Here is a 23,143-nt window from a genome sequence, read left to right on the forward strand (position 1 = left end):
CACCGGCAACGCCGACTTCGCCGTGGCCGAGCCGTCCCTGAAGCTCGTCCTCATCGAGGGGAGGCCGACGAGGACACCCGGCTCGACCACCTCGGCGTGGAGGTCGAGAGCGCCGAACAGGTCGCCGCGGCCACCACCCGCCTCAAGAACGCCGGGCTGGCCACCTTCCAGGAGAACGACACGTCGTGCTGCTACGCCCTCCAGGACAAGGTCTGGGTCACCGGCCCGGGCAAGGAGCCCTGGGAGGTTTACGTGGTCAAGGCCGATGCCGACACCCTGACCAAGGACACCGAGGCCGCTCCCGGCGCCTGCTGCGGCACCACGGCATGCTGTACCCCCGGGGAGCAGGTCCTCGACTCGGCCCGGATGCCGGAGCGGGCAAGGGCGGCGGCCGGCTGCGCGTGTGGCGTCTGAACCCTGGGTCGTGCCACATCCGTGCCGGATCCCGCGGGGACTCACGGGGAACGAGGACGCCCGCGGAGCCCGCTCGGTGGACCAGCCAGATCAACAACTGTGCAGGTCAGGTCGGTGATCACCCTCCCGCTCTGATAGAGCGGGGCCATCTGTTCGAGACCGGCAGGAGGGCTCTCGGGCGCGAAAGGTCGGTGCGGGGCGTCTCCCTGATGTCGGCCTTCGGCGTGAGGGCCGTGTCGTTCGTGGGCCGGCTGTGGGCGCTGCCAGTTGTAGGAGACCCCTTCCCGGGCGTCCCCTTCGCCGTAGCGGCAGTTTTTGGTGTCCGTAGGGCCTGGCAGGTCGGGGCGGAGCCGTAGCGAACCGTAGGCGCCCCGGAGCGGGCGTGGCGGTCAGAGGAAGTCCCGCCAGAAGGGGACGGTCGCCTTCGGGTCCCAGGTGTCGTCCGTGGTGTCGTCCGCGTCTTCCCGGCGTTCGTCGAACTCCCGGTGCACGTAGTCGACGAGGTTCAGGCCGTAATAGATCATGTCCGTCTGCCAGACCGAGAGCACCGGGTGGCCGGAGGTTCCCCGGCCGGCGGGGAGGTAGCGGTGGGCGTAGACGGGGACGAGCCGCGGGACGTCCGCGAGGTTGCGGCTCGCCGTGGTGAGGGCGGCCGTGGGGTCGGTCGGGCGTTCGCCCCAGGTCTCGTGCCAGAACGCGTTGCGCTCGACGTCGTGGAGCACGCCCTCGACCGGCCATTCGAGCTGCTCGCGCAGGTCGTCCGGGTCGCCGCGCCACTCGGGCCAGGGCTTGGGCCAGGCCTGGCCCTCCTCCGGAGGGACGTTGACGGGGAGGCCGGCCGCGAGGAACGCGCGGTGGTCGTCCGCGAACTCGAAGCCGTAGTCGTGCTCGATGCGCGAGAACTCGGCATCCGTCAGGCCGGGTTCGAACGCGTAGAGCCCCGTCCGTGCCAAGTGCCGCGCGGCCTCCGCGCCGAGGCGGGCTCCTTCACTGGTGATCACAGCGGCACGCTAGTACCGACCGGGTCGATCCGTCACCTGAGTTGGGCGCGTCTTCTCCGACCGGGGCGTTCACGGCTTCGTGGTGCGGAGGCCTGGCGGACTCGGTCGCATGGCCGAACAGCTTTCCGGTGCGGTGCCGGGTGACGCGGCGCGTCCGATGCGTCCGTACGCGACGCCCCATCCCGAGGTGGTGCGGGCGGGTTCGCTGCGGGACGCCCTGCGGGAGGCGGTCGGCCGCGCGGGGTACGGGTTCGCGGTCGAGCCGACGTCCGCGCCCGGCTGGCGTCACGTGGCGGCGCGGGCGGCCGTCGGGGGGCGCGGGTCCTGATGGCGAAGGAGGAGCGCCGGTTCCTCGTGGACTGCCGGGCCGACGGGGTCGGGGCGGCCACCGGCGGGACCGGCGACCTGGCCGGGGCCGCCGGGGCGCTCGACTCCTGGCTGCGGCCCCCCGGGTACGCGATCTCGTGGAGCGGTGGCCCTTCCTGAGGACCGTGGAGCCGGCCGGGGCCCACGAACGCGGCGAGGCCGTGCCGGTGCGGTGGCGCCGACTGCGCGAAACCGCCGTACGCAGCGGGGGGGGGCACCGCCCTGGGGGAGCTCGTCGAGCCGCGCCTCCGGGCCTTGTCGCCGGGGCAGGCCATGCACCGGCTCACCTTCAGCCGCCGGGCCGCACCACCGATCTGCCGCGACCTGCCGGCGGTCGGGCCGCTCCGGGACGGCCGCTACCGGGTGCGGTTCCCCGACCGCACGTCGCGGGAGGCGGACGGGGCCGCGGAGGCCGTCGCGATGCTCCTGGACGGCCTTCCCGACGACGCCGTCCCTCTGCTCTGAAGGCCGTGGGCCGCGTTCGCCCACCGGCCTCCACCGGGCGGCGGCAGGGTCAGCGTCTCCGCCGGTAGGCCAGGACGATTCCGATCGTGGCCAGCACCGCGACCAGGACGACGAACCACGGCGGCATCGAGTCGAGCCCCTTGTAGGAGAGGGGGACGTGCACGGGCATCGGGCCTCCTTGGACGAGAGTCCTCCTCGCGTGCCCGTCGCCGGGGGGAAGATGCGCGGCCCGCGTCCGGAGGGCGGCCGGTCCTCCCGAACGAGTGTGGAGTTTCTGTGTGCAAGCGCTCCGCCGTCCGGGACAATCTGACGTTGCGGGGGTGTTCACGTCACACGGGGTGTTTTCGGGGAGGGGTGCGCGCATGGGGCGGCGTTCCGGGGGGCTGATCGGGATCTGGGCCGAACAGCAGAGGATGGCGCAGCGGCAGCGGGAGGGTCAGCAGCAGGCCCTGTTGCGGCAGCAGCGGGAGACCGAGCGGCAGCAGCGGGCGTACGAGCGGGACGTGTCCCGGATGCAGCGGGAGCAGCGGGCCGCCTATCGGCGGCACCGGGACGCCGACGCGCTGCGGAAGACCCGCGAGATCGACGAGCGCGTCGCCGCGCTCGAAGGGCTGCTCGCCGCCGGGTGCCGCGCGCCCGCCTTCCGGGTGGAGTCGCTGCGGCGGGCCGAGGACGTCGAGCCGTTCGCGCCCGGCGCCCTCGCGCAGCCCGTGCCCATGCCCGACCAGCGGCACTACTCCGGGCGCGACGGACGGGCGCGGTTCGAGCGGGACTGGTACGCGGCGCAGGCCGCCGAGGCGCGGCGCCTGGAGTCGCTCGCCGCGTACCGGAGGGAGTACGACGCCTGGGCCGCCGCCCGGATCACCGAGATCCGCGAGTACAACAGGGGGGTCGCCGGGACCGGCGAGGCCCTGGCCGGCGGTGACGCCGAGACCGTCGTCGACTACTTCTCCGCCGTGCTCTTCTCCTCCACCGGCTGGCCCGACGGGTTTCCGCGCGAGGTGTCCGCCGCGTACGACCGGGGCGGGCGCGGGTTCGTCCTCGACTGGGACCTGCCCGGGTACGAGGTCGTTCCCGAGACCAAGGGCGTCAAGTACCTGCCCAGTACCGACCAGGAGAAGGAGGTCGCGCGGCCCGTCACGCAGCGGCGGGCCCTCTACCGGAGCGTGCTCGCCCAGAGCGTGCTGCTCGCCGTGCGGGAGCTGTTCGCCGCCGACCGGTTCGGGGCCCTGGAGTCCGTCGCCCTCAACGGGTACGTGGGCGGGGTCGACCCGGCCACCGGGCTCGCCTCCCGGGTGTGCGTGGCCTCCGTCGTCGTCGGTCGGCAGGACTTCGACCGGCTCAACCTGGAGCTCGTCGCCGCCGTGGACTGCCTGACCGGCGCGCTCGCCGGGCGGCTCTCCGGGAAGCCGGAGGAGCGGGTCGCCGTCGCGCCCCTGAGGACGCCCGACCAGGTCGGGGGCGACGTCGTCGTGCAGGGGGACGGGGAGGAGCCCGACCTCCTCTCCATGGACCCCGTCGCCTTCGAGGGGCTCGTCGCCGAGCTCTTCCGGGCCCGTGGCCTCCAGGCCGTCACCACCCGCCGCTCCAACGACGGCGGCGTCGACGTCGACGCCCTCGATCCCGACCCCATCAGCGGCGGCTCGATCGTCGTCCAGGTCAAGCGCTACCGGAACACCGTGCCGCCGTCCGCCGTGCGCGACCTCTTCGGGACCGTGCAGGGCGCCGGCGCCAACAAGGGCGTCCTCGTCACCACGTCGAAGTTCGGGCCCGGCTCCTACACCTTCGCCAACGGCAAGTCGCTGACGCTGATCTCCGGGACCGAGCTCGTCGACCTGCTGCGGCAGCACGGGCTGCGGGGGAGGCTGGGCGGCGCCCCTGAGACGGAGGTCCGGCCCGCCCCGGAGGGCCCGGCCGTCCCCTCCGACGACCACAACCTGCTCGGGATGGTGTGGCGGGGCTCCGTCGCCCTCGACGTCTGCGCGCTCGTCTGCGAAGGCGGCCGGGTCCTCGGGGACGAGTGGTTCGTCTTCTACAACAACCCCTCCACGCCCGACGGTTCCGTCGCCATGGTGCCCGCCGCCCCCGGCGACCGCGCCGCCGTGCGCGTCGGGTTCGACGCCCTTCCCGCCCGGGCCGACCGGCTCGTCCTCGTCGCCGCCGTCGACCCCGAGGTCAATCCGGACGCCGACCTCCGCGGCTTCACGGAGGCCGGGATACGGCTCAGGGACGGATCCGGTGGTGAACTCGACCGGCTCGACGTGTCCGACGGGCGGGGCGGCGAGACCGCCCTCGTCCTCGGGTCGTTCCGCCGGCGCGCCGGGGGCGACTGGGACTTCGTGATCGGGGGGAAGGGGTACGCCGGCGGGCTCGGGGAGCTGGTCGGGGACTTCGGCATCGAGGCGAGCTGAGACCCGTCCCGCCCGTCGCCCGCCTACCTCCCGCTCAGCCTGTTCGCAAGGACCGCCACCCGGTCCGTCCGGGCCGACAGCCCCAGGGACTCGCGCCGGTCCGCGCCGCGGAACGCCGCGTACATGGTCTGGACGCCGAGCCAGCGCAGCGGCTCCGGTTCCCACTTGCGGACCTTGTGGTCGACCCAGGGGAGGGTCGTGAGGTCGGTCGGGCCCGACTGGCCGGAGTCCTGCTGGATCAGGTCGCGCAGGGTGCGGGCGGCGAGGTTGGCGGTGGCGACGCCCGAGCCGACGTAGCCGCCCGCCCAGCCCAGGCCCGTGGAGCGGTCGAGGGTGACCGTCGCGCACCAGTCGCGCGGGACGCCGAGCACGCCGGACCAGGCGTGTTCCACCCGTACCCCCGCCAGCTGCGGGAAGAGGCGGACCAGGATCTCGCGCAGGGCCTCGATCGTCCGCGGCTGGGTGCGGCCGTCGTTGTCGGTCTTCGAGCCGAAGCGGTACGGGACGCCCCGGCCGCCGAGCGCGATGCGGCCGTCGGCGGTGCGCTGGGCGTACATGTACGCGTGCGCCATGTCGCCGAGGGTCTCGCGGCCCTCCCAGCCGACGGTCTCCCACTGCGCGTCGGTGAGCGGCTCGGTGGCGATCATCGAGGAGTTCATGGGGAGCCAGGCGCGGCGCTGGCCGGCGAGGGAGGCGGTGAAGCCCTCGGTGCAGCGCAGCACGTACGGGGCGCGGACCGTGCCGTACGGGGTGACCGCGTGCTTCGGCCTGATCTCCGTGACCGGCGTCGACTCGTGGATCGTGACCCCGAGCGCCTCGACCGCCGCCGCGAGCCCCTTCACCAGCTTCACCGGGTGGAGGCGGGCGCCGTGCGGGGTCCAGGAGGAGCCGACGGCGCCGGTCACGCGGACGCGCGCGGCGGTCTCGCGGGCCCCGTGCAGCACGCGGTCGGTCTCGCCGAAGGCGGTCTCCACCGCGTGGAAGTCCCGGAGGCGGGTGAGCTGGGCGGGGGAGAGGGCGACTTCGAGGACGCCGCCGCGGTGCACGTCGGCGTCGATCCTCTCCCGCTCGCAGACGTCGACGACCTCGGCGACGGTCGCGTTCATGGCCTGCTGGAGGCGGACGGCCGCCTCGTGGCCGTGGAGCTTCGCGTAGCGGTCGCGGCCGGCGATGCCGTTGTAGAGCCAGCCGCCGTTGCGCCCGGAGGCGCCGTACCCGCAGAACTTCGCCTCCAGGACGGTGATGTTGAGGAAGGGCACGGCCTTCTTCAGGTAGTAGGCGGTCCACAGGCCGGTGTAGCCGCCGCCCACGATGCAGACGTCGGCGGCGGTGTCGCCGGGGAGCGGCTCGCGGGGGGCGGGGGCGCCCTCCTGGGCGTACCAGAACGAGATGCCGCCGTTGACCGTGCTCATGTCCACCCCTGCAACTGTGTACCCCTGGACGCGGAATGCGTGGGCGGGACGTTACCCCGGCCCTCCGGCCCGTGGATACGGCTGACGTGGCGAGGGATTCCGCGCCGGGCCCGGCACCGTGTACGCCGTCTAGGCTCGGCGGCATGATCCACGTACCGGAGGAACTCGCGCGGTCGCAGGCGAAGTACAACGGTGCGGCGGGGCGGGCGTTCGTCGCCGGACTGCCGCGTACGGCCGGGGAGTTCCTCGACCGGTGGGGGCTGCGGGTCACCGGGCCCTCGATGTACGGGACGGCCTCGCTGGTCCTTCCGGTGGAGCGGCGCGCGGACGGCGTGCCCGCCGCCCTCAAGATGCAGATCCTCGACGAGGAGACCGGGGGCGAGCCGGTCGGGCTGCGCGCCTGGGACGGGGCGGGTGCCGTACGGCTCCTCGACCACGACCCCGCGACCGGCACCATGCTCCTGGAGCGCCTCGACGGGGCCCGGCCGCTGTCGTCCCTCGCGGACACCCGGGAGGCGATGCGGACCGTCGCGGGCCTCCTCGCCCGGCTCACGGCCGTCCCCGCGCCGCCCGGCCTGCGGACGCTCGGCGACGTCGCGGCCGGGATGCTCGCGGAGGTGCCCGGGGCCGCCGCCCGGCTCGGCCCGGAGGACGCGGCGGTCCTGCGGGACTGCGCGGCGGCGGTACGGGAGGTGGCGGGCGAACCGGGCGACCGGCTGCTCCACTGGGACCTGCACCTCGGGAACGTCCTGGCCGCCCGGCGGGAGCCCTGGCTGTCGATCGACCCCAAGCCGCTCGCGGGCGATCCCGGCTTCGACCTCCTCCCGGCGCTCGTGGACCGCTTCGACCCGGACCCGGACGAGGTGCTGTGGCGGTTCGACCTGCTCGCCGAGGTCGTCGGGGACCGGCGGCGCGCGGTGGCGTGGACGCTGGGACGGGTGCTCCAGAACGGGCTGTGGGACGTGGAGGACGGCGAACCGTCCCTGGACGCCGAGCAGGTCGCGGTCGCGCGGATCCTGCGGGAGCGGCGGGCCTGACACCGGTGGGCCCGACGTCAGCGCGCCCGACCCCCGCCGACCGTTCCAGGACGTGGAACCCGCTGGTCACGGACGCCCCTCGCGGGGCACCCTGGCCCCATGATCCGTCACGCCACCCCCGCCGACGTCCCCGTCGTCCACGCCATGGTCCGCGACCTCGCGGAGTACGAGAAGGCCCTCGACGAGGTCCGTACGACCCCCGGGCAGCTTCACGAGGCCCTCTTCGGCGAGCGGCCCGCCGCCTTCGCGCTCGTCGCGGAGGACGCGGCCGGCGAGCCGGTGGGCTTCGCGCTCTGGTTCCTCAACTTCTCGACCTGGCGCGGCGTCCACGGCATCTACCTGGAGGACCTGTACGTCCGCCCGGAGGCACGCGGCGGCGGCCACGGCAAGGCCCTGCTGCGCGAGCTGGCCCGGATCTGCGTCGAGCGCGGCTACGAGCGCCTGGAGTGGTCCGTCCTGAACTGGAACAAGCCCTCGATCGACTTCTACGAGTCCCTGGGCGCCCGCCCGCAGGACGAGTGGACGGTCTACCGGCTGACGGACGGGGCCCTGGCGGAGCTCGGCGGTGCGGCGGGAGTGTAGGAAAGGGGCATGGACAACGACGACAACGACATCGAGCAGCGGTTCCGGCGGATCACCGGTTTCATCGAGGACCGGCTGACCCCGCTCTTCGACCCCGTGAACGGCAGCGACCACGGCTTCGGCATGGACGACACCTCCCGGGCGCTGCGGGCCGCCCGCTACACCGTGCAGGCCGCGTCGGCCGTCTCCGGCCTCGTGGAGAAGCGGGCGACGGCGCCGGAGCTGCGGCAGGTCGTGGACCAGGCCCTCGAACACAACTGGGACGTGCTGCGGTCCGTCGCCCGGATGTGGGAGGACCACCCCGACTTCCTGAAGGAGTTCAAGGCGCACTCCTGGGACGTCGTCGGGGCCGTCTGACACACGGCCTAGGGCACCAGGACCACCTTGCCCGTCGTGCCCCGGTTCTCCAGGGCGCGGTGGGCCTGCGCCGCCTCCGCGAGCGGGAAGCGGTGGACCGCCGGGCGGAGGGTGCCGGCGGCCGCCTCCGCGAGGGCGGCGAGTTCGAGGTTGCGGACGTCGCCGCCCGCCTTCCGGATCATCACCGGGCCGAGGACGGACTCCGAGGTGATGCCGCGCTCCGCCAGCTCCTCCGGCGTGAAGGTGAGCGGTTCGCCGTCGTGGAGGCCGGCCCCGGACCAGCCGAAGACGACGTGCTGCCCGCCCTTGCCGAGGAGGTCCACGGCGGCCCGGCCGGTGTCGCCGCCGACCGAGTCGAAGACGACCGTGGCCGTACGTCCGCCGAGGGGCCCGTCCAGGTACGCGCGGACCCGCTCCGGCCAGTCGTGCTCCAGGTAGTCGACGGCCAGGTCGGCGCCGTTCTCCCGGACCAGGGCGGTCTTCGCGGGCCCGCCCGCGAGGCCGACGACGGTGGCGCCGGCGTTCTTGGCGTACTGGACGAGCAGGGTGCCGATGCCGCCCGCCGCCGCCGGGACGATCGCGATCGACTCGGGTCCGAGTTCCGTGAACCGGAGGATGCCCAGGGTCGTGCGGCCGGTGCCGATCATGGCGACGGCCTCCGCCTCGCCGAGGTGGTCGGGCAGGGCGTGCAGCCGGGAGGCGTCGGTGACGGCGAGTTCCGCGTACCCCCCGGGGACCATGCCGAGGTGGGCGACGACCCGCTCGCCGAGCCAGGACGGGTCGGTGCCCTCCCCGAGGGCGTCGACCGTGCCGGCGACCTCGCGGCCGGGGACCGTGGGCAGCTCGGCGGGGGCCGGGAAGGGGCCCGTAGCGCCCTGCCGGAGCGCCGTGTCGAGGAGGTGGACCCCGGCCGCCGCGACCCGGACGCGGACCTGGCCGGGGCCCGGGACGGGGTCGGGGACCTCCTCGTACGTGAGGTTCTCGGCGGGCCCGAAGGCGTGGAGGTGGACGGCGTGCATGGCGGTTCCCCTGTCGTCGTACGGATCACGAATGTCGTCGTGCGGATCACGAATGTCGTCGTGCGGATCACGAAGGTGTCGTGCGGATCACGAATGTCGTCGTACGGATCACGAAGGTGTCGTGACGGGGAAAGCCTCCGACCTCGAGCGCGCTTGAGGTCAAGGCCCGCGAGGGATCAGCGCGTCCCGTACGCGAGCCGTTCCGCGCGCAGCGCCAGCGACACCGCCTCGACCGCGCTCGTGAACGACACCTCCGAGAGGACGCCCGGCGCCGCGACCTGGTCGCCCACCAGGTACACCCCGTCGCCCCGGTCGACGGCCGGCCGGTCGCGCCAGGTGGCGCCGGGGCGGTCCACCGCCCCCGTACGCCCCCGGGACAGCGACTCGCGCCGCCACACCGTCCGCTCGCGCCAGCCGGGGAAGCCGAGGTCGAGGAGCCGTTCCGCGTGGGCGATCCCGTCCGCCTTCGACGCGTCCGGGCCGACGGGCAGCTGGGCCTGGAGGAGCTGCTGCCCGGCCGGGGCCAGCGAGGGGTCCGGCCCGGTGAACCGCTCGATCCAGCCGGGCGCGTCCAGGTCGGAGACGACGAACGGGTCCCCCTTCCGGGCCCGCAGCGCCAGGTCGACCAGGACCGTGCGGCCGCTCTCCCAGGTCAGCGACGGGTCGTCGAGGAGCCGGGCGGCGGCGGGCAGGGCGGTGGCGACGATCACCGGGCCCCCGCCGGCCGGCAGCGCGTCGACCCGGGACGAGGTCTCGATCCGTACGCCGAGCTCCCGCGCCCGGTCCGCCATCCGTCCGATCAGCTCGCCCCAGCCGCCCCGGACGTAGTGCGCCTCGGGCGGCAGGGCGGTGGCCCGGCGCAGCCGTTCCTGCACGAAGCGGGCGGAGAGCGCGCCGGGGTCGTGGTGGAAGAGCGCGACCCCGCTGTACGCGGCGGCGGCGCGGGCGGTCCGCGCGCCCGCGAGCCCGGTGGCCCAGGTGCGGAAGTCGACGTCGACGGGGGCCTGCCGGGCGGCGCGGAGGGACAGGCGGAGCAGGCCGGGCGGCGGGACGCGGCGGAGGGCGCCGTCGCGGTGGAAGCGCAGCCGGAGGACCTCGGCGGGCGGCAGCGGCGCGAGCGGGCCGAGGAGCGCGCGCTGCTTCAGCCAGGTCCAGTGCGGGCCGCCGCTGTAGAGGGCGTGCGGGCCGTCGTTCGTGCGGTACGGGCCCCCGGCGGTGCGCGCCCGGCCGCCGAGGTCCTCGTGGGCCTCGTACAGGGTCACGGCGGTGCCGGCCTCGGCGGCGGTGAGGGCCGCTGTCAGTCCGGCGAAGCCGCCGCCGACGATCGTGAGCTTCCGCATGTCGGTCTCCCTCGTTCTCGGGTTCCGTACCGGGACGGGGCGCGGGCCCGTGTGCGTGACACGGGGGGCGTTGTCAGTGTCGTACATCACCATGGGGGGATGGCGAACCACGGTGCGGGGACGACGGCGCGGAAGAGGAAGGTGCCGGGGGCGCGGCGGCCGGAGGTGCGGCTGCCTCCCCTGGAGCCGTACGGGGGCGGTCTGGAGGCGGACGGGGACTACGACGGCCTGGAGCTGTCCGGGCTCGACCTGTCCGGGCAGCCGGGGGAGGGGGCCCGGTTCCTGGACTGCGCGCTGCGGGAGTGCGGCCTCGACGGGGCGCGGCTGACGAACGCGCGGTTCCTGGACTCGGTGCTGAGCGGGGTGCGGGGCGTGGGGACGGACCTGGCGGGGGCGCAGCTGCGGGACGTGGAGGTCGTGGAGGCGCGGCTCGGCGGGACGCAGCTGCACGGGGCCGTCCTGGAGCGGGTCGTGGTGCGGGGCGGGAAGATCGACTACCTGAACCTGCGGTCCGCGAAGCTGAGGGACGTCGTCTTCGAGGGGTGCGTGCTCGGCGAGCCGGACTTCGGGGGCGCGGTCCTCGAACGGGTCGAGTTCGTGGACTGCGTCCTGACCGGGGCCGACTTCTCGGGCGCGCGGCTGCGGGACGCGGACCTGAGGGGGGCCCGCCGCCTGGAGATCGCGCGCGGCGTGGAGTCCCTGGCGGGGGCCGTGATCTCGACGGCCCAGCTCTTCGACCTGGCGCCGGTGCTCGCGGCGCAGCTGGGGGTGCGGGTGGAAGAGGGCTAGGGCAGCCGGGGGAAGCGGGCCTGGAGCGACCAGACGGCCGGGTTGTCGGCGAGGCCCTCGTGCATGTCGGTGAGGTCCGCGATCAGGTCGTGCAGGAAGTCGCGGGCCTCGCGGCGCAGTTCGGCGTGGTTGAAGGTCACCGGCGGCTCGTCGCCCGGCATCCAGTCGGCCTCGACGTCCACCCAGCCGAAGCGGCGCTCGAACAGCATCCGGTCCGTGGACTCGGTGAAGTCGAGCTCCGCGTACTGCGGCTGCGCGGCCCGGCTCCCGCGCGGGTCCCGGTCGAGCCGCTCCACGATGTCGCAGAGCGCCCACGCGAAGTCGAGCACCGGCACCCATCCCCAGGCCGTGGACACCTCCCGGTCCGCCTCGGTGTCCGCGAGGTACACGTCCCCGCAGAACAGGTCGTGCCGCAGCGCGTGGACGTCCGCGCGGCGGTAGTCGGTCTGCGGGGGGTCGGGGAAGCGACGCGAGAGGGAGTAGCCGATGTCGAGCACGGGGTCGATGGTGTCACGGCCCAGGCCCGTACGGCTCCGGGCCCAGGCCCGTACGGCTCCGGGCCCAGGCCCGTACGGCTCCGGCTCCGGCCAGTACGCGGGGATCAGCCGCTCCGGCCGTGCACCGCCCTCGCCACCCGGGGTCCCAGCCAGCGCTTGAGGCGGCGGAGGGGTTCCAGGCTGCCGGCGGCGCGGTCGAGGCGGTAGTAGAGCTGGGGCGGGACGTGCGGGAGGAGGGGGGAGTGGCGCTGGCCGAGGAGGGCGAACATGCGGGCCGGCTCCAGGTGCATGTAACGGGGCAGGTTCTCGTACCAGCGGGCGCTGTAGCGGGCGGCGCTCCGGGCCGAGACGAGTTCGGCGCGGCGCCGCTTCCCGTACAGCGTCAGGGCCGTGTCCAGGTCCCGGCCGGGGGCGCCCAGGGCGTCCGCGAGGGCGAGCGCGTCCTCCAGGGCCAGGGTGGTGCCCGCGCCGATCGAGTAGTGCGTGGTGTGGGCGGCGTCCCCGAGGAGGACCAGGTTGCCCCGGTGCCAGACGCGGTTGGTGAGGGTGCGGAAGGTGAGCCACCGGGCCGGCTCCTCGGCCCGGTCCCGGCCGATCAGCTCGTGCCCGTCGAGCAGGTCGTGGAAGAGCTTCTCCAGGAGGCGCAGGCCGTCGGCCTCGCCGAGCGCGTCCAGGCCCAGGCCGGTCCAGGTCTCCGGGGAGCACTCGACGACGCAGGTGGAGCGCTCGCCGCTGAAGCCGTACGCGTAGCACCAGATCCAGCCGTGCTCCGTCTCCTTGAAGGCGAAGCTGAACGAGTCGAAGACCTTGGTCGTGCCGAGCCAGACGTACCGGTTGCGGCCGCTCGCCACCTCGCTGCCGAAGTGGTCCGCGTACGCCTCGCGGAGCGCGCTGTTCACCCCGTCGGCGGCGACGACCAGGTCCGCGTCCGCCAGTTCGGGCGCGTCCGGGCCGCTCACGCCGTGCTCGAACTCGATCCGCACGCCCAGCTCGCGGGCGCGGTCCGCGAGCAGCGCCAGCATCCGCCGGCGCCCGATGCCGAAGCCCGCGTCGCCCCGGTGGACGGTCCGCTCGTCGCGGACGATCGCGACCCCGTCGGTCCAGGTCACGGAGGCGTCCGCGACGGCCCGCGCGGACTCCGGGTCGCCCGCGCGCAGCTTGTCGAGGAGCCCGGCCCAGTACGTGACGCCCCAGCCGTACGTGGAACCCTCCGGGTTCCGCTCGTACACCGTGACGTCGTGCGACGGGTCCCGCCGCTTCAGCAGGACCGAGAGGTAGAGGCCGGCGGGACCGCCGCCGACGATCGCGAGCTTCACGTGCGCTCCACTGGGACTGAGGCGTGACGCCTTGGGTTGGGGAGGTGACGCACGGTAGCAGTGGAAGGGGGTGTGGAGGCTCAAACGGTGCGAAGGCGCACGGAAGGGAAGTCGTCACGGCAGCAGCCGCCGCTCCTTCGCCACCGCCACCGCGCCCGCCCGCGTGTCCACGCCGAGCTTGGCGTAGATCCGGCCCAGGTGGGTCTTCACCGTCGCCTCGCTGATGAACAGGGCCCGCGCGATCTCCCGGTTGCCGAGGCCGCGCCCCAGCTGCCCGAGGATGTCCCGCTCCCGGTCGGTGAGGCTCGGGCCCGCCGCGCCCCGCATCCGGTCCATGACCCGGGTGGCGACCGGCGGCGAGAGGGCCGTGCGGCCCTGCGCGGCCGCGTGGATGGCCGCGAACAGCTCCTCCGGCCGCTCGGCCTTCAGGAGGTAGCCGGTGGCGCCCGCCCCGATCGCCCGGGTGATGTCGGCGTCCGTGTCGTACGTGGTGAGGACGAGGACGTGGACGCCGGTCGGCGCGATCCGGCGGGTCGCCTCCACGCCGTCGATCCCGGCCCCCAGCTGGAGGTCCATGAGGACGACGTCCGGCTTCAGCTTCGCCGCCAGGGCGACCGCCTCCTCGCCGCTGCCCGCCTCGCCCACGACGTCGATGTCGGGGGTGCTGCCGAGGAGGGCGAGCAGCCCGGCGCGGACCACCACGTGGTCGTCGCAGAGCAGGATCCGTACGGAGGACATCACGACTCCAGGGAGGGCGGCGGGGCGAACGGGAGCGGGGACGTCACGGGTTCCCGGGACGTCACGCGTCCGGGGAGAGCGGGAGCACGGCGGAGAGCACCGTGCCCTCGCCCGGGGCGGACTCGACGGTCAGGGTGCCACCGAGCTGCTCCGCCCGCACCCGCATCGCGGGCAGCCCGTGGCCGCGCACCCCGCCCGGCCGGTCCGCCGGGTCGAAGCCGCGCCCGTCGTCGGCGACGTCCAGGACCACCTGGTCGTCGAGGTACGTCAGGGTCACGGCGGCCGAGTCCGCGCCCGCGTGCTCGCGGATGTTGGCCAGGGCGCCCTGCGCGATCCGCAGCAGCGCCGACTGGGCCCGGTCGGGCAGCGGCACCGGCGTCCCGTCGACCCGGAACGCCGCCGACTCGCGGGCGGCCACGCCCCGCAGCGCCTCCTCCAGGCCGCCGCCCCCGGCCAGGTCGGCCGGTGCGAGGTCGTGGACGAAGCGGCGGGCCTCCGCGAGGTTGCGCTCGGCGATGGACTCGGCGGTACGGACGTGCCGGCGGGCGGTCTCCGGGTCGCCGTCCCAGGTGCGGTCCGCCGCCTGGAGCAGCATCTGCTGGCTGGACAGGCCCTGCGCCAGGGTGTCGTGGATCTCCATGGAGAGCCGCTGCCGCTCGGCCAGCGTCCCCTCGCGGCGCTCGATCGCGGCGAGTTCGCGCCGGGTGCGGATCAGGTCGTCGATCAGGGCCCGCTGGCGCGCCGCCTGCCGGTCGGAGTACACGAACACCCCGGTGGCCAGGGCGGCGACGGCCGGCGGGGCGACGATCAGGTTCGGGTCCCAGCCGCCGTGCGCGAGCCGGACCTGCGCGAAGACCACGAAGGCGGTGAGCAGGGCGACCAGGCCGAGCGCGGCGCGCGGCGGGAGGGTGCGCAGGCCCGTGTAGAAGAGCGGCACCGCGCACCAGGCGAAGCTGGGCGCGAGGACGACGAGGAGCACCCAGACGGCGACGACCGTGCCCAGCCAGGCGATCCGGCGCGGGGTGGCGCGGGTGCCGAGGACGGGGCCGAGGAGGTAGAGGGAGGCGAGCGCCCCGGTGAGGGCGACGATCCAGGGGCTGCGGGCCTCCCAGTCGTGCCGCAGCAGGAAGCGGGCGAGCGAGGCGCCGAGCAGGAGGAAGAACGCGGTGTGCATGATCCGCGCCAGCCGGCGGGCGTCCGGGTCCCGCTCCGTGCCCTCCTCCATGTCCTCCTCCACGTCCTCGCCCTCCTCGTCCGCCGCCGCTCGGCGGCCCGACCTGCGCACACCTCTTCATCCTGGCCCGACGGGACCGGTCCGGCATCAGCCGATCGGCTGACCCGGCCGTCCACCGGTGCGCTCCCGGAGGGCAGCCGGACCGTGGACCGGGAGGCCCCGGGAGCGGCCACAGGATGGAGGGCGGAGCGAGACGGACGAACGGATCGCTCGGCCCCACGCCCCCCATCCCACGGAATCCCACGGAGTCCTCCATGAAGAAGATCCTCTTCGGTGCCACCGCCGCCGCCGTCATCGCCGCCGGCACCTTCGGCGTCGTCTCCGCGAACGCCTCGGCCCCGGCCGCCGCCGCCCCCGCCGCCGTCCGCGCCGACGCCTCGAACGGCAACCTCCAGCAGTCGACGCACCTGACGGTCGAGGCGGCGACGAAGGCCGCGCAGGCGACCCTGAAGGCCGCCGAGAAGGAGAACCAGCGCGTCTCGGTCGCGGTCGTCGACCGCAACGGCAACACGATCGTCACCCTGCGCGGCGACGGCGCGGGCCCGCAGTCCTACGAGTCGGCCGTGAAGAAGGCGTACACCGCCGTGTCCTGGAACGCCCCGACCTCCGAGCTGGCCAAGCGCCTGACCAACGCGCCCACCCTCAAGGACATCCCGAACACCCTCTTCCTGGCCGGCGGCGCCCCCGTCACCGCCAAGGGCGCGCCCGTCGCCGGCATCGGCGTCGCCGGCGCCCCCTCCGGGGACCTCGACGAGAAGTTCGCCCAGGCCGGCGTCGCCTCCCTCGGCCGCTGACGGCCCCCTCGAACGGCCGTGGCGCCCGGACCCCCGCCGGGCGCCACGGCCGTCCCCGCGCGTCCGGGCCCCCGGGCCGGGCGCCACGGCCCTCTCCGTACGCCCCGACCCGCCCCGGCTGCTTACGATCGGTCCGTGAAGCACCGTTACCGGACCCGGACCGGAGCCGCCGCCCTCGCCGTCCTCGCGGTGCTCGCGGGCGGCTGCACCGGCGCCACCGGCGGGGTCCGGGGCACCCCCGGTGCCGCCGGGCTCCGCGACCCGTACTTCCCGAAGCTCGGGAACGGCGGCTACGACGTGCGGCACTACGCCCTCTCCCTCGCCTACGACCCGGACACCGGGCGGCTCGACGGCACCGCCGAGATCACCGCCCGCGCCACCCAGGACCTCAGCGCCTTCAACCTCGACCTGTCCGGGCTCACGGTCGGCTCCGCGCGCGTGGACGGCGTCCCCGCCGCGCACAACCGGGCCGGGGACGAGCTGACGCTCCGCCCGCGCGAGGAGATCCGCGAGGGCGCCGAGTTCCGCGCCACCGTCACGTACGCGGGCGTGCCCGAGCCGGTCACGGACGCGGACGGCTCCGAGGAGGGCTGGCTGCGCGACGCCGACGGCGGCGGGGTCGTCGCGGTCGGCGAACCGGCCGGCTCCGCGACCTGGTTCCCCGGCAACCACCACCCCTCCGACAAGGCCGCGTACGACGTCGCCCTCACCGTCCCCGCCGGGACCGACGCCTTCTCCAACGGCGTGCGGACCGAGCGGCGGACGGGGGCGGACGGGCGCGTCACCACCGTCTGGCACACGCCCGAGCCGATGGCGAGCTACCTCGCGACGGTCATGATCGGGCGGTACGAGACGGGGACGGCGACCGCCCTCGGGACCGTGCCCGTGCTGACCGCCGCCGAGCCGGAGGTCGCGGCGGAGAGCGCCGCGCTGCGGGCCGAGGTCCCCGCGCTCCTCGCCCGGCAGGTGCGGCGCTTCGGCCCGTACCCCTTCTCGGCCGCCGGGGCGGTCGTCACGGAGGACGGGACCCTCGGCTACGCCCTGGAGACCCAGACCCGGCCCGTCTTCCCGGCCTCCTCCTTCGACCGGACGACCCTCGTCCACGAGCTGGCCCACCAGTGGTTCGGCAACTCGGTGACCCCCGCCACCTGGCGGGACCTGTGGCTGAACGAGGGCTTCGCGACGTACGCGGAGTGGCTGTACGCGGAGGAGTACGAGGGCGTCCCCGCCCGCACCGCCTTCGAGCGGGCCTTCGCGGAGGAGGCCAACTGGGCCTTCCCGCCGGCCGCCCCGCCCGCCGCCGGGAACCTCTTCGACCCGCCCGTCTACCAACGGGGCGCGATGGTCCTGCACAAGCTGCGCGAGACGGTCGGGGACGAGGTCTTCGACGGGATCCTGCGCGGCTGGCCCGAGGAGCGCCGCCACGCCAACGCCTCCACCGCCGACTTCACCGCCTACGCGGAGGAGGCCGCGGGGAAGGACCTCGACGGGCTGTGGGACGTCTGGCTGTACGGGAAGGGGAAGCCGGACGCTCCCTAGGGAGCGTCCGCCCTCGATCACGCGCCGGAGCCCCGGCGGGGAATCCCCGCCGGGGCTCCGGCGCGCTGCCGTCGGGCCTTCGCGTCCGTCAGAGGTTGGTCAGAGGTTGGTCAGAGGTTGACGCCGAAGTCGCGGGCGATGCCCTCCAGGCCCGAGGCGTAGCCCTGGCCGACGGCGCGGAACTTCCACTCGGCGCCGTTGCGGTACAGCTCGCCGAAGACCATGGCGGTCTCGGTGGCGGCGTCCTCGGAGAGGTCGTAGCGGGCGAGCTCGGCGCCGCCGGCCTGGTTCACGATGCGGATGTACGCGTTGCGGACCTGGCCGAAGTTCTGCGAGCGGGACACCGCGTCGTAGATGGAGACCGGGAAGACGATCTTGTCGACGTTCGGCGGGAGGGCCGCGAGGTTGACGTTGATCTGCTCGTCGTCGCCGCCGCCCTCGCCGGTGCGGTTGTCACCGGTGTGCACGATGGTCTGGTCCGGCGTCGACTTGTTGTTGAAGAAGACGAAGTGGGCGTCGGAGGCGACCTTCCCGGCGGCGTCCACGCCGATCGCGGAGGCGTCGAGGTCGAAGTCGGTGCCGGTGGTGGTGCGGACGTCCCAGCCGAGGCCCACGGTGACGGCGGCGAGGCCGGGGGCCTCCTTGGTCAGGGAGACGTTGCCGCCCTTGGACAGGCTCACAGCCATGGAAAGTCCCTTTCATCGTGGTGTCGTCGCCTGGAGAAACGCGCGTGACCCCCCGACGGTTCCCGTTCCGTCCCCGGCGGAAATCAGGATGACTCCGACGGCCCAGTACGGGGAACATGGGGGGCATGTCCGGTCCCTATCCGATCCGCGGCTCCGTCTCGCTCCCCGAGGCCGAGCTCCAGTGGCGTTTCTCGCGTTCGTCGGGCCCGGGCGGACAGCACGTCAACACCAGCGACTCGCGGGTGGAGCTCCGCTTCGACCTCGCGGCCACCGACGCGCTCCCCGAGGTGTGGAAGGCCCGCGCCCTGGAGCGCCTCGCCTCCCGCCTGGTCGACGGCGTCGTGACCGTACGGGCCTCGGAGCACCGCTCGCAGTGGCGCAACCGCGAGACGGCGGCGGTCCGCCTGGCCGCCCTCCTCGCCGAGGCGACGGCCCCGCCGCCGAAGCCCCGCCGGCCCACGAAGATCCCGCGCGGCATCAACGAGCGGCGGCTGCGGGAGAAGAAGCAGCGCTCGGAGACCAAGCGCACCCGGCAGTCCCGCGACTGGGGCTGATCCGCCGGCGGGCCGTGTCCGGCCGTCAGCCCAGCTGCCGGTACCTCCCCTGGAAGTACGTCAGGGGCCCGCTGCCGTCCGCCGGGGACACGCCCGCCGTCAGGACCCGGCCCACCACGAGCGTGTGGTCGCCGGCCACGACGCGGTTCTCGGTGCGGCACTCCAGGACCGAGAGCGCGCCGCCGATGAGCGGGGCGCCGCTCGCCCCGCCGCGGGTGTGGGGCACGTCGGCGAAGAGGAGCCGGTCGCTGACGCGGTTCTTCATCGAGAAGCGCCCGGCGACGTGCCGCTGGTTCTCGGAGAGGACCGACACCGCCCAGACGGGGACCTCGGTGAGCAGGTCGTCCATGCGGGAGCCGTTGCGGAGGCCGATCAGGACCAGGGGCGGATCGAGGGAGACCGACGTGAAGGCGGTGGCCGTCATGCCGACGTCCTCGCCGCGCGGGCCGTCGTCGGGGTCGTGCGCGGTCACCAGGACCACGCCCGACGCGAGGCGGGACATCGCCGCCCGGAACTCTTCGTTGCTCACCCCCTCAGCATGGGGGATCGCCAGATCGGTCACGGGGGGCGGGGAGAGGGTCTTCCGGAGCACGCTCCCGACGCTAGGGCGGCTTCCCCGGGGCCGCATCGGGCGCGGGGACCAGGACCGCACCCCCCGCCGGTCCTAGGACCCCGGGCGGAAACCCCGCGGGGACGTCCCCGACCCGCCATGACCTGCTGTGACTTGAGTCACAGCGGCCAGTATTTGTTGACCCTGTGTACCGGCTGCGCAGCTCACTGTGATTCAGTGGCAATCGCAGTACACAGCGAAATGCCAACGTGCAACAGGAAGCCGATCAGAACCCTGGAGTTGCTGTCGAGGTCTCGGGGAGGGCGAGCGATGGAGACCGAGTCGGAGCCGTACGTCCGTCTCTCGACCCTGCGGCAGCTGCATCAGGTCGTGGCGGACCTCAACACCGCCCGCAGCCTGGCGGACACCCTGCAGACCGTCGCGGACGGCGTGGTCGCCGGTCTCAACTACGAGCTCGCCTGCGTCAACCTCGTGCGCCCCGACGGTGACCTCGTCGTCGCCGCCTTCGCCGGAAGCTCCGCCGCCGAGGCCCTGATCACCGGCCGGGTCGGCTCCCGCGCCTCCTGGGAGCGCCGCCTGTCCATGGGGAGGAGCTGGGGCGACCTGCGGTTCATACCGCACACCGAGGGCTGGGTCCTCATGGAGGACGACGTCCCCCAGTGGCACACCGACGGCCCGGCGCCCCGCTTCGAGGACGAGTGGCACCCCCACGACCGGCTCTACGCCCCGATGTACGCCTCCGGCTCCGGCCGCGAGCTCCTCGGCGTCATATCCGTCGACCGCCCGCGCAACGGCCGGCACCCCGGCCCCTGGGGCCAGGAGGCGCTCCAGATGTACGCCTCGCAGTCGGCCATCGCCATCAGCAACGCCCGCCTCCGCTCCAACATGCAGCGGGCCCTGGTCCGGCTCGAACGGGAGCAGCAGGCCCTGCGCGCCAGCGAGGAGTCCTTCCGCCAGGCCTTCGAGTACGCCCCCTCAGGGATGGCCATCGCCGAGATGGGCGGCGACCAGCACGGCCGGCTCCTGCGCACCAACGACGCCCTGTGCCGGCTCCTGGGCCGCCCCGCCTCCGTCATGCGCCGCTACTCCTTCGCCGACCTCGTCCACCCCGAGGACATCGGCACCCTGCTGCGGACCTCCGCCGAGGGCGGCCGGGCCGAGCTGCGGCTCGCCCGCCGCGACGGCACCTACGTGTGGGTCTCCCTGCGGAACTCCGTGGTCGCCGACACCGCCGACGGCCCCCGCTTCCTCCTCACCCACGTCGAGGACATCGAGGAGCGCAAGCGCCACGAGCTCCAGCTCGCCCACCGCGCCTCCCACGACGCCCTCACCGGCCTGCCCAACAGCGCCGAGCTGCGCTCCCGGCTCTCCGCCCGCCTCTGCGAGCGCCCGGCGGACGCCCCGGGCGCGTACGGCGGCGGTTACGGCCCGGTCCCCGGCACCGGTCCCGGATCCGGCTACGAGCCGTACGAGCACGAACACGAGCACGGCTTCGGCTTCGAGCCGGCGGGCGGCGCGGGGCCGTACGACCACCACGTCCACATGGTGGCCCCCTCGGGGGGCGAGGCCGACGACGGCACCAAGGGGCTCGCGGTGCTCTTCTGCGACCTCGACGGCTTCAAGTCGATCAACGACCGCTTCGGGCACCACACCGGCGACGCCGTCCTCATCGAGGTGGCCCGGCGGCTCACCACCGGCGTGCGGGACGGGGACACCGTCGCCCGGCTCGGCGGCGACGAGTTCGTCGTCCTCGCCGACGGCCTCGGCGCGGCCGACGCCGCCGACCTGGCCGTACGCCTCCGCAACGCGATCATCCCGCCGATCCGGGTGGACGGGCGGGCGGTCCGCGTCGGGGCCAGTTTCGGCATCGGCTGGGCCGAGTGCGGGATGTCCGTGGAGGAGGTCCTGAACTCCGCCGACCAGCGGATGTACGTGGAGAAGCGCTCCCGGGCCAAGGTCCAGCGCCGGGCCGGCTGACGTGCACGCGGACCCCTACCAGGTCAAGGGTCCGAATCGGGGAATGGTCCGTTCGGGGTAGGCTCGCCGGGTCGGCGACGGCTGGCGAGCATGGAGAGGATGACCCGGATGGCTGCCGGTAACGACGGCTCGAACAAGCCCGAGGACGACGATCCGTTCGGCTACCTGTACGAGGACGGACAGGCGGCGGGCGCCCAGCCCCCGCAGGGCGGCGGCTACGGCTACCCCGGCCCCGGTCCCGCTCAGCCGGGCGTGCCCCGGACCTCGTACAACCAGGTCAGAACGGTCGGCGACCGCCGCCAGTACGGCGGCCAGCAGCACGCGCAGCCGTACGTGCCGCCGCAGCAGCAGACGCCGTACGGGCAGCCGCACGCGCAGTACGCCGCGCCCGAGACCTACGGCGGCCAGCAGCCGCCCCGCCAGACCCCGCCGCCCCCGCAGCGCGGCGGCTCCGGCCGGGGCCCCAACACCCGGGGCCTGCTGATCGGCGCGGTCGCGGTCGTCGCGGTCGTGGTGCTCGGCATCGCGGCGGCGGTGATCACCAACAAGAACAAGGACACCGGGGACGACGAGGCCGGCGGCACCGCACCCACGCCGACGGCGTCCTCCCAGCCGTCCGACACCCCGAGCGGCGGGCCGAGTTCCGCCTCGCCGACCCCCACCGAGCTGCCGAGGCAGGACGCGGCCACGCTCCAGCTGGGCGGCCCGGCGAAGCTCGACACGGCCGTGAAGGGCGCGAAGGGCCCGGGCGGCGCCTACGTGTCCTTCAACGGCGAGGGCGGTTCCGCCAGCTGGTCCGTGGACGTGCCGAGCACCGGGGACTACACCCTCCGGATCGTGTACAGCGTGCCCGGCAAGGACGCGAAGACCTCCCTGACGGTCAACGGCGAGAAGCCGCGCGGGATCAACATGAAGAACTACGCCAAGGCTCCCGAGGGCGACTGGGAGAAGGGGTGGACCTACACCTACTCCTACGTGAAGCTCAACGAGGGGGCGAACTCGCTCAAGATCTCCTGCGAGTCGGGCGACTCCTGTGACACCGCCCTCGACCAGGTCTACCTGGAGGCCGGGCACACCGGCCGGTGACCACCCCCTAGGGGGTCTCCTCCGTCACCTTCACCCGCCCCAGCAGCTCCTCGTACGCCGCCGCGTCGAACTCCCCGGCCACCGGGGAGAGGACCGTCGCCGCCGAGAGGGCGACCGCGCGGGTGAGGCGGTCCGGCCAGGGGGCGTCGTCGACCAGGCCGGAGAGCAGGCCGGCGACGGCCGAGTCGCCCGCGCCCGTGGGGTTGCCCCGGACGGGAGCCGGCGGGGCCGCGCGCCAGAGGCCCTCCGGGGTGGCGGCGAGCAGGCCCTCGGGGCCGAGCGAGGAGACCACCGCGTGGGCGCCCCGGCGGCGTGCGTCGAGGGTGGCCCGGCGGGGTTCCCGGGCGCCGGTGAGCCGGGCGAGTTCGTCCGCGTTGGGCTTGACCAGGTCCGGGCGGGCGGCGATGCCCCGCCGCAGGGGTTCGCCGCTGGTGTCGAGGAGGACGGGCACGGCGGCGGCCCGGGCGAGCCGGACGAGTTCCGCGTACGCGCCGACGTGGATGCCCGGCGGGAGGCTGCCGCAGAGGGCGACGGCGGCGGCGCCGTCGAGGAGCGCGGCGAAGCGGGTGCGGAAGGCGTCCCACTCGGCGGCGGTGACGGTCGGGCCCGGCTCGTTGAGCTGGGTGGTGTCGCCGGTGGCGGCGTCGACGACCGCGACGGTGCGGCGGGTGGCCCCCGCCGTCCCGACCAGCTCGTCCCGGACCGGGGTCGCCGCGAGCCCCTCCCGCAGGACGGCCCCGGTGGCGCCGCCCGCGAAGCCGGTGGCGACGGTCTCGTACCCGAGGGCGGCGAGGACCCGGGCCACGTTGAGCCCCTTGCCGCCGGGGCGCTCGATCACCTGGGTGATCCGGTGGGAGGCGTGCGGGGTGAGGGCGGGGACCCGGTAGGTCAGGTCCAGCGCCGTGTTGAGGGTGACCGTCACGATCACCTGCCCACCCCCGTACATCCTGTGAAGACC

At 74.5% G+C, this 23,143-nt stretch carries 25 protein-coding genes and 1 pseudogene; 14 read left to right on the forward strand and 12 right to left on the reverse strand.

The genetic code is table 11. The features are described 5' to 3' along the window. Positions 1-4: 4 nt before the first annotated feature. A pseudogene (locus ADL08_RS16545) lies at positions 5-414 on the forward strand (ArsI/CadI family heavy metal resistance metalloenzyme); the annotation flags it as partial. Positions 415-803: 389 nt separating this feature from the next. Here ADL08_RS16545 and ADL08_RS16550 read toward each other — a convergent pair. Continuing rightward, positions 804-1,415, reverse strand: coding sequence for a hypothetical protein (locus ADL08_RS16550; protein WP_053643564.1), 612 nt, complete (start codon positions 1,413-1,415; stop codon positions 804-806). Positions 1,416-1,524: 109 nt separating this feature from the next. Between ADL08_RS16550 and ADL08_RS16555 the strand changes: the two genes are divergently transcribed. The 3 genes from ADL08_RS16555 (at position 1,525) to ADL08_RS16560 (ending at position 2,246) form a co-directional block, all read left to right on the forward strand. Next, positions 1,525-1,743: a hypothetical protein gene (locus ADL08_RS16555; RefSeq protein WP_053643566.1), complete on the forward strand. Its 219-nt coding sequence runs from the start codon at positions 1,525-1,527 to the stop codon at positions 1,741-1,743. Continuing rightward, entirely contained in the window at positions 1,743-1,901 is a 159-nt protein-coding gene (locus tag ADL08_RS37200; RefSeq protein ID WP_159043003.1) for a hypothetical protein, read from the forward strand. The genes ADL08_RS16555 and ADL08_RS37200 overlap by 1 nt, the downstream gene beginning before the upstream one ends. A gap of 102 nt (positions 1,902-2,003) precedes the next feature. Next, positions 2,004-2,246: a DUF6193 family natural product biosynthesis protein gene (locus ADL08_RS16560; protein WP_267889573.1), complete on the forward strand. Its 243-nt coding sequence runs from the start codon at positions 2,004-2,006 to the stop codon at positions 2,244-2,246. A 49-nt stretch (positions 2,247-2,295) separates the two neighbouring features. Here the strand turns inward: ADL08_RS16560 and ADL08_RS37205 are convergent, their stop codons facing one another. Beyond that, the gene (locus ADL08_RS37205) at positions 2,296-2,415 is read right to left on the reverse strand and encodes an LPXTG cell wall anchor domain-containing protein (RefSeq protein ID WP_159043004.1); all 120 of its coding nucleotides are present in this window, start codon (positions 2,413-2,415) and stop codon (positions 2,296-2,298) included. 193 nt (positions 2,416-2,608) lie between these two features. On the opposite strand from ADL08_RS37205, the gene ADL08_RS16565 reads away from it, so the two are divergent. After that, the gene (locus tag ADL08_RS16565; protein WP_199837024.1) at positions 2,609-4,657 is read left to right on the forward strand and encodes a restriction endonuclease; all 2,049 of its coding nucleotides are present in this window, start codon (positions 2,609-2,611) and stop codon (positions 4,655-4,657) included. A 23-nt stretch (positions 4,658-4,680) separates the two neighbouring features. Here the strand turns inward: ADL08_RS16565 and ADL08_RS16570 are convergent, their stop codons facing one another. After that, entirely contained in the window at positions 4,681-6,069 is a 1,389-nt protein-coding gene (locus tag ADL08_RS16570; protein ID WP_053643570.1) for an NAD(P)/FAD-dependent oxidoreductase, read from the reverse strand. Between the two features lie 143 nt (positions 6,070-6,212). Here ADL08_RS16570 and ADL08_RS16575 point away from each other — a divergent pair, with 143 nt between their 5' ends. The 3 genes from ADL08_RS16575 (at position 6,213) to ADL08_RS16585 (ending at position 8,045) form a co-directional block, all read left to right on the forward strand. After that, complete coding sequence (locus ADL08_RS16575; RefSeq protein ID WP_053643572.1) at positions 6,213-7,106, forward strand: aminoglycoside phosphotransferase family protein; 894 nt, start codon at positions 6,213-6,215, stop codon at positions 7,104-7,106. A 99-nt stretch (positions 7,107-7,205) separates the two neighbouring features. After that, positions 7,206-7,688, forward strand: coding sequence for a GNAT family N-acetyltransferase (locus ADL08_RS16580; RefSeq protein WP_053643574.1), 483 nt, complete (start codon positions 7,206-7,208; stop codon positions 7,686-7,688). A gap of 9 nt (positions 7,689-7,697) precedes the next feature. Continuing rightward, positions 7,698-8,045 (forward strand): hypothetical protein, encoded by a 348-nt coding sequence (locus tag ADL08_RS16585; protein ID WP_053643576.1) that lies wholly within the window; start codon positions 7,698-7,700, stop codon positions 8,043-8,045. Between the two features lie 8 nt (positions 8,046-8,053). On the opposite strand, the gene ADL08_RS16590 is transcribed toward ADL08_RS16585, so the two are convergent. Beyond that, positions 8,054-9,064: a zinc-binding dehydrogenase gene (locus tag ADL08_RS16590; RefSeq protein WP_053643578.1), complete on the reverse strand. Its 1,011-nt coding sequence runs from the start codon at positions 9,062-9,064 to the stop codon at positions 8,054-8,056. A 176-nt stretch (positions 9,065-9,240) separates the two neighbouring features. After that, positions 9,241-10,404: an FAD-dependent oxidoreductase gene (locus tag ADL08_RS16595; RefSeq protein WP_053643580.1), complete on the reverse strand. Its 1,164-nt coding sequence runs from the start codon at positions 10,402-10,404 to the stop codon at positions 9,241-9,243. A 99-nt stretch (positions 10,405-10,503) separates the two neighbouring features. Between ADL08_RS16595 and ADL08_RS16600 the strand changes: the two genes are divergently transcribed. Beyond that, positions 10,504-11,193: a pentapeptide repeat-containing protein gene (locus tag ADL08_RS16600; RefSeq protein WP_053643582.1), complete on the forward strand. Its 690-nt coding sequence runs from the start codon at positions 10,504-10,506 to the stop codon at positions 11,191-11,193. On the opposite strand, the gene ADL08_RS16605 is transcribed toward ADL08_RS16600, so the two are convergent. The 4 genes from ADL08_RS16605 to ADL08_RS16620 form a co-directional block, all read right to left on the reverse strand. Continuing rightward, positions 11,190-11,690 (reverse strand): hypothetical protein, encoded by a 501-nt coding sequence (locus ADL08_RS16605; RefSeq protein ID WP_053643584.1) that lies wholly within the window; start codon positions 11,688-11,690, stop codon positions 11,190-11,192. The two genes, ADL08_RS16600 and ADL08_RS16605, sit on opposite strands and share 4 nt — an antisense overlap. Before the next feature lie 104 nt (positions 11,691-11,794). Further along, positions 11,795-13,006, reverse strand: coding sequence for an FAD-dependent monooxygenase (locus ADL08_RS16610; protein WP_053643585.1), 1,212 nt, complete (start codon positions 13,004-13,006; stop codon positions 11,795-11,797). 114 nt (positions 13,007-13,120) lie between these two features. Continuing rightward, positions 13,121-13,744: a response regulator gene (locus ADL08_RS16615; RefSeq protein WP_053643588.1), complete on the reverse strand. Its 624-nt coding sequence runs from the start codon at positions 13,742-13,744 to the stop codon at positions 13,121-13,123. Positions 13,745-13,805: 61 nt separating this feature from the next. Next, entirely contained in the window at positions 13,806-14,969 is a 1,164-nt protein-coding gene (locus tag ADL08_RS16620; protein ID WP_053643702.1) for a sensor histidine kinase, read from the reverse strand. A 263-nt stretch (positions 14,970-15,232) separates the two neighbouring features. On the opposite strand from ADL08_RS16620, the gene ADL08_RS16625 reads away from it, so the two are divergent. Continuing rightward, positions 15,233-15,772, forward strand: a complete 540-nt coding sequence (locus tag ADL08_RS16625) for a GlcG/HbpS family heme-binding protein (protein ID WP_053643590.1) — start codon at positions 15,233-15,235, stop codon at positions 15,770-15,772. Between the two features lie 135 nt (positions 15,773-15,907). Next, positions 15,908-17,311, forward strand: a complete 1,404-nt coding sequence (locus ADL08_RS16630; RefSeq protein ID WP_053643592.1) for a M1 family metallopeptidase — start codon at positions 15,908-15,910, stop codon at positions 17,309-17,311. Between the two features lie 110 nt (positions 17,312-17,421). On the opposite strand, the gene ADL08_RS16635 is transcribed toward ADL08_RS16630, so the two are convergent. After that, positions 17,422-17,997 carry a TerD family protein gene (locus ADL08_RS16635; protein ID WP_030221799.1) on the reverse strand — a complete coding sequence of 192 codons (576 nt, stop codon included), beginning with the start codon at positions 17,995-17,997 and terminating at the stop codon, positions 17,422-17,424. A 116-nt stretch (positions 17,998-18,113) separates the two neighbouring features. Here ADL08_RS16635 and arfB point away from each other — a divergent pair, with 116 nt between their 5' ends. Further along, on the forward strand, positions 18,114-18,551 hold the full coding sequence (gene arfB / locus ADL08_RS16640) for an alternative ribosome rescue aminoacyl-tRNA hydrolase ArfB (protein ID WP_053643594.1): 438 nt from the start codon (positions 18,114-18,116) through the stop codon (positions 18,549-18,551). Positions 18,552-18,576: 25 nt separating this feature from the next. Here the strand turns inward: arfB and ADL08_RS16645 are convergent, their stop codons facing one another. Further along, positions 18,577-19,143, reverse strand: coding sequence for a flavin reductase family protein (locus tag ADL08_RS16645; protein ID WP_053643596.1), 567 nt, complete (start codon positions 19,141-19,143; stop codon positions 18,577-18,579). Positions 19,144-19,431: 288 nt separating this feature from the next. On the opposite strand from ADL08_RS16645, the gene cdgB reads away from it, so the two are divergent. Together cdgB and ADL08_RS16655 are read left to right on the forward strand one after the other, a co-directional pair. Further along, a complete protein-coding gene (gene cdgB, locus ADL08_RS16650) occupies positions 19,432-21,099 on the forward strand; it encodes a diguanylate cyclase CdgB (RefSeq protein ID WP_053643598.1) in 1,668 nt (555 codons plus the stop codon). Between the two features lie 108 nt (positions 21,100-21,207). After that, positions 21,208-22,185 (forward strand): CBM35 domain-containing protein, encoded by a 978-nt coding sequence (locus tag ADL08_RS16655; RefSeq protein WP_053643600.1) that lies wholly within the window; start codon positions 21,208-21,210, stop codon positions 22,183-22,185. A 7-nt stretch (positions 22,186-22,192) separates the two neighbouring features. Here the strand turns inward: ADL08_RS16655 and ADL08_RS16660 are convergent, their stop codons facing one another. After that, a complete protein-coding gene (locus ADL08_RS16660; protein WP_053643602.1) occupies positions 22,193-23,113 on the reverse strand; it encodes a 1-phosphofructokinase family hexose kinase in 921 nt (306 codons plus the stop codon). Between the last annotated feature and the right edge of the window lie 30 nt (positions 23,114-23,143).

The sequence above is a fragment of the Streptomyces sp. NRRL F-6492 genome, assembly GCF_001280125.1.
GTDB lineage: Bacteria > Actinomycetota > Actinomycetes > Streptomycetales > Streptomycetaceae > Streptomyces.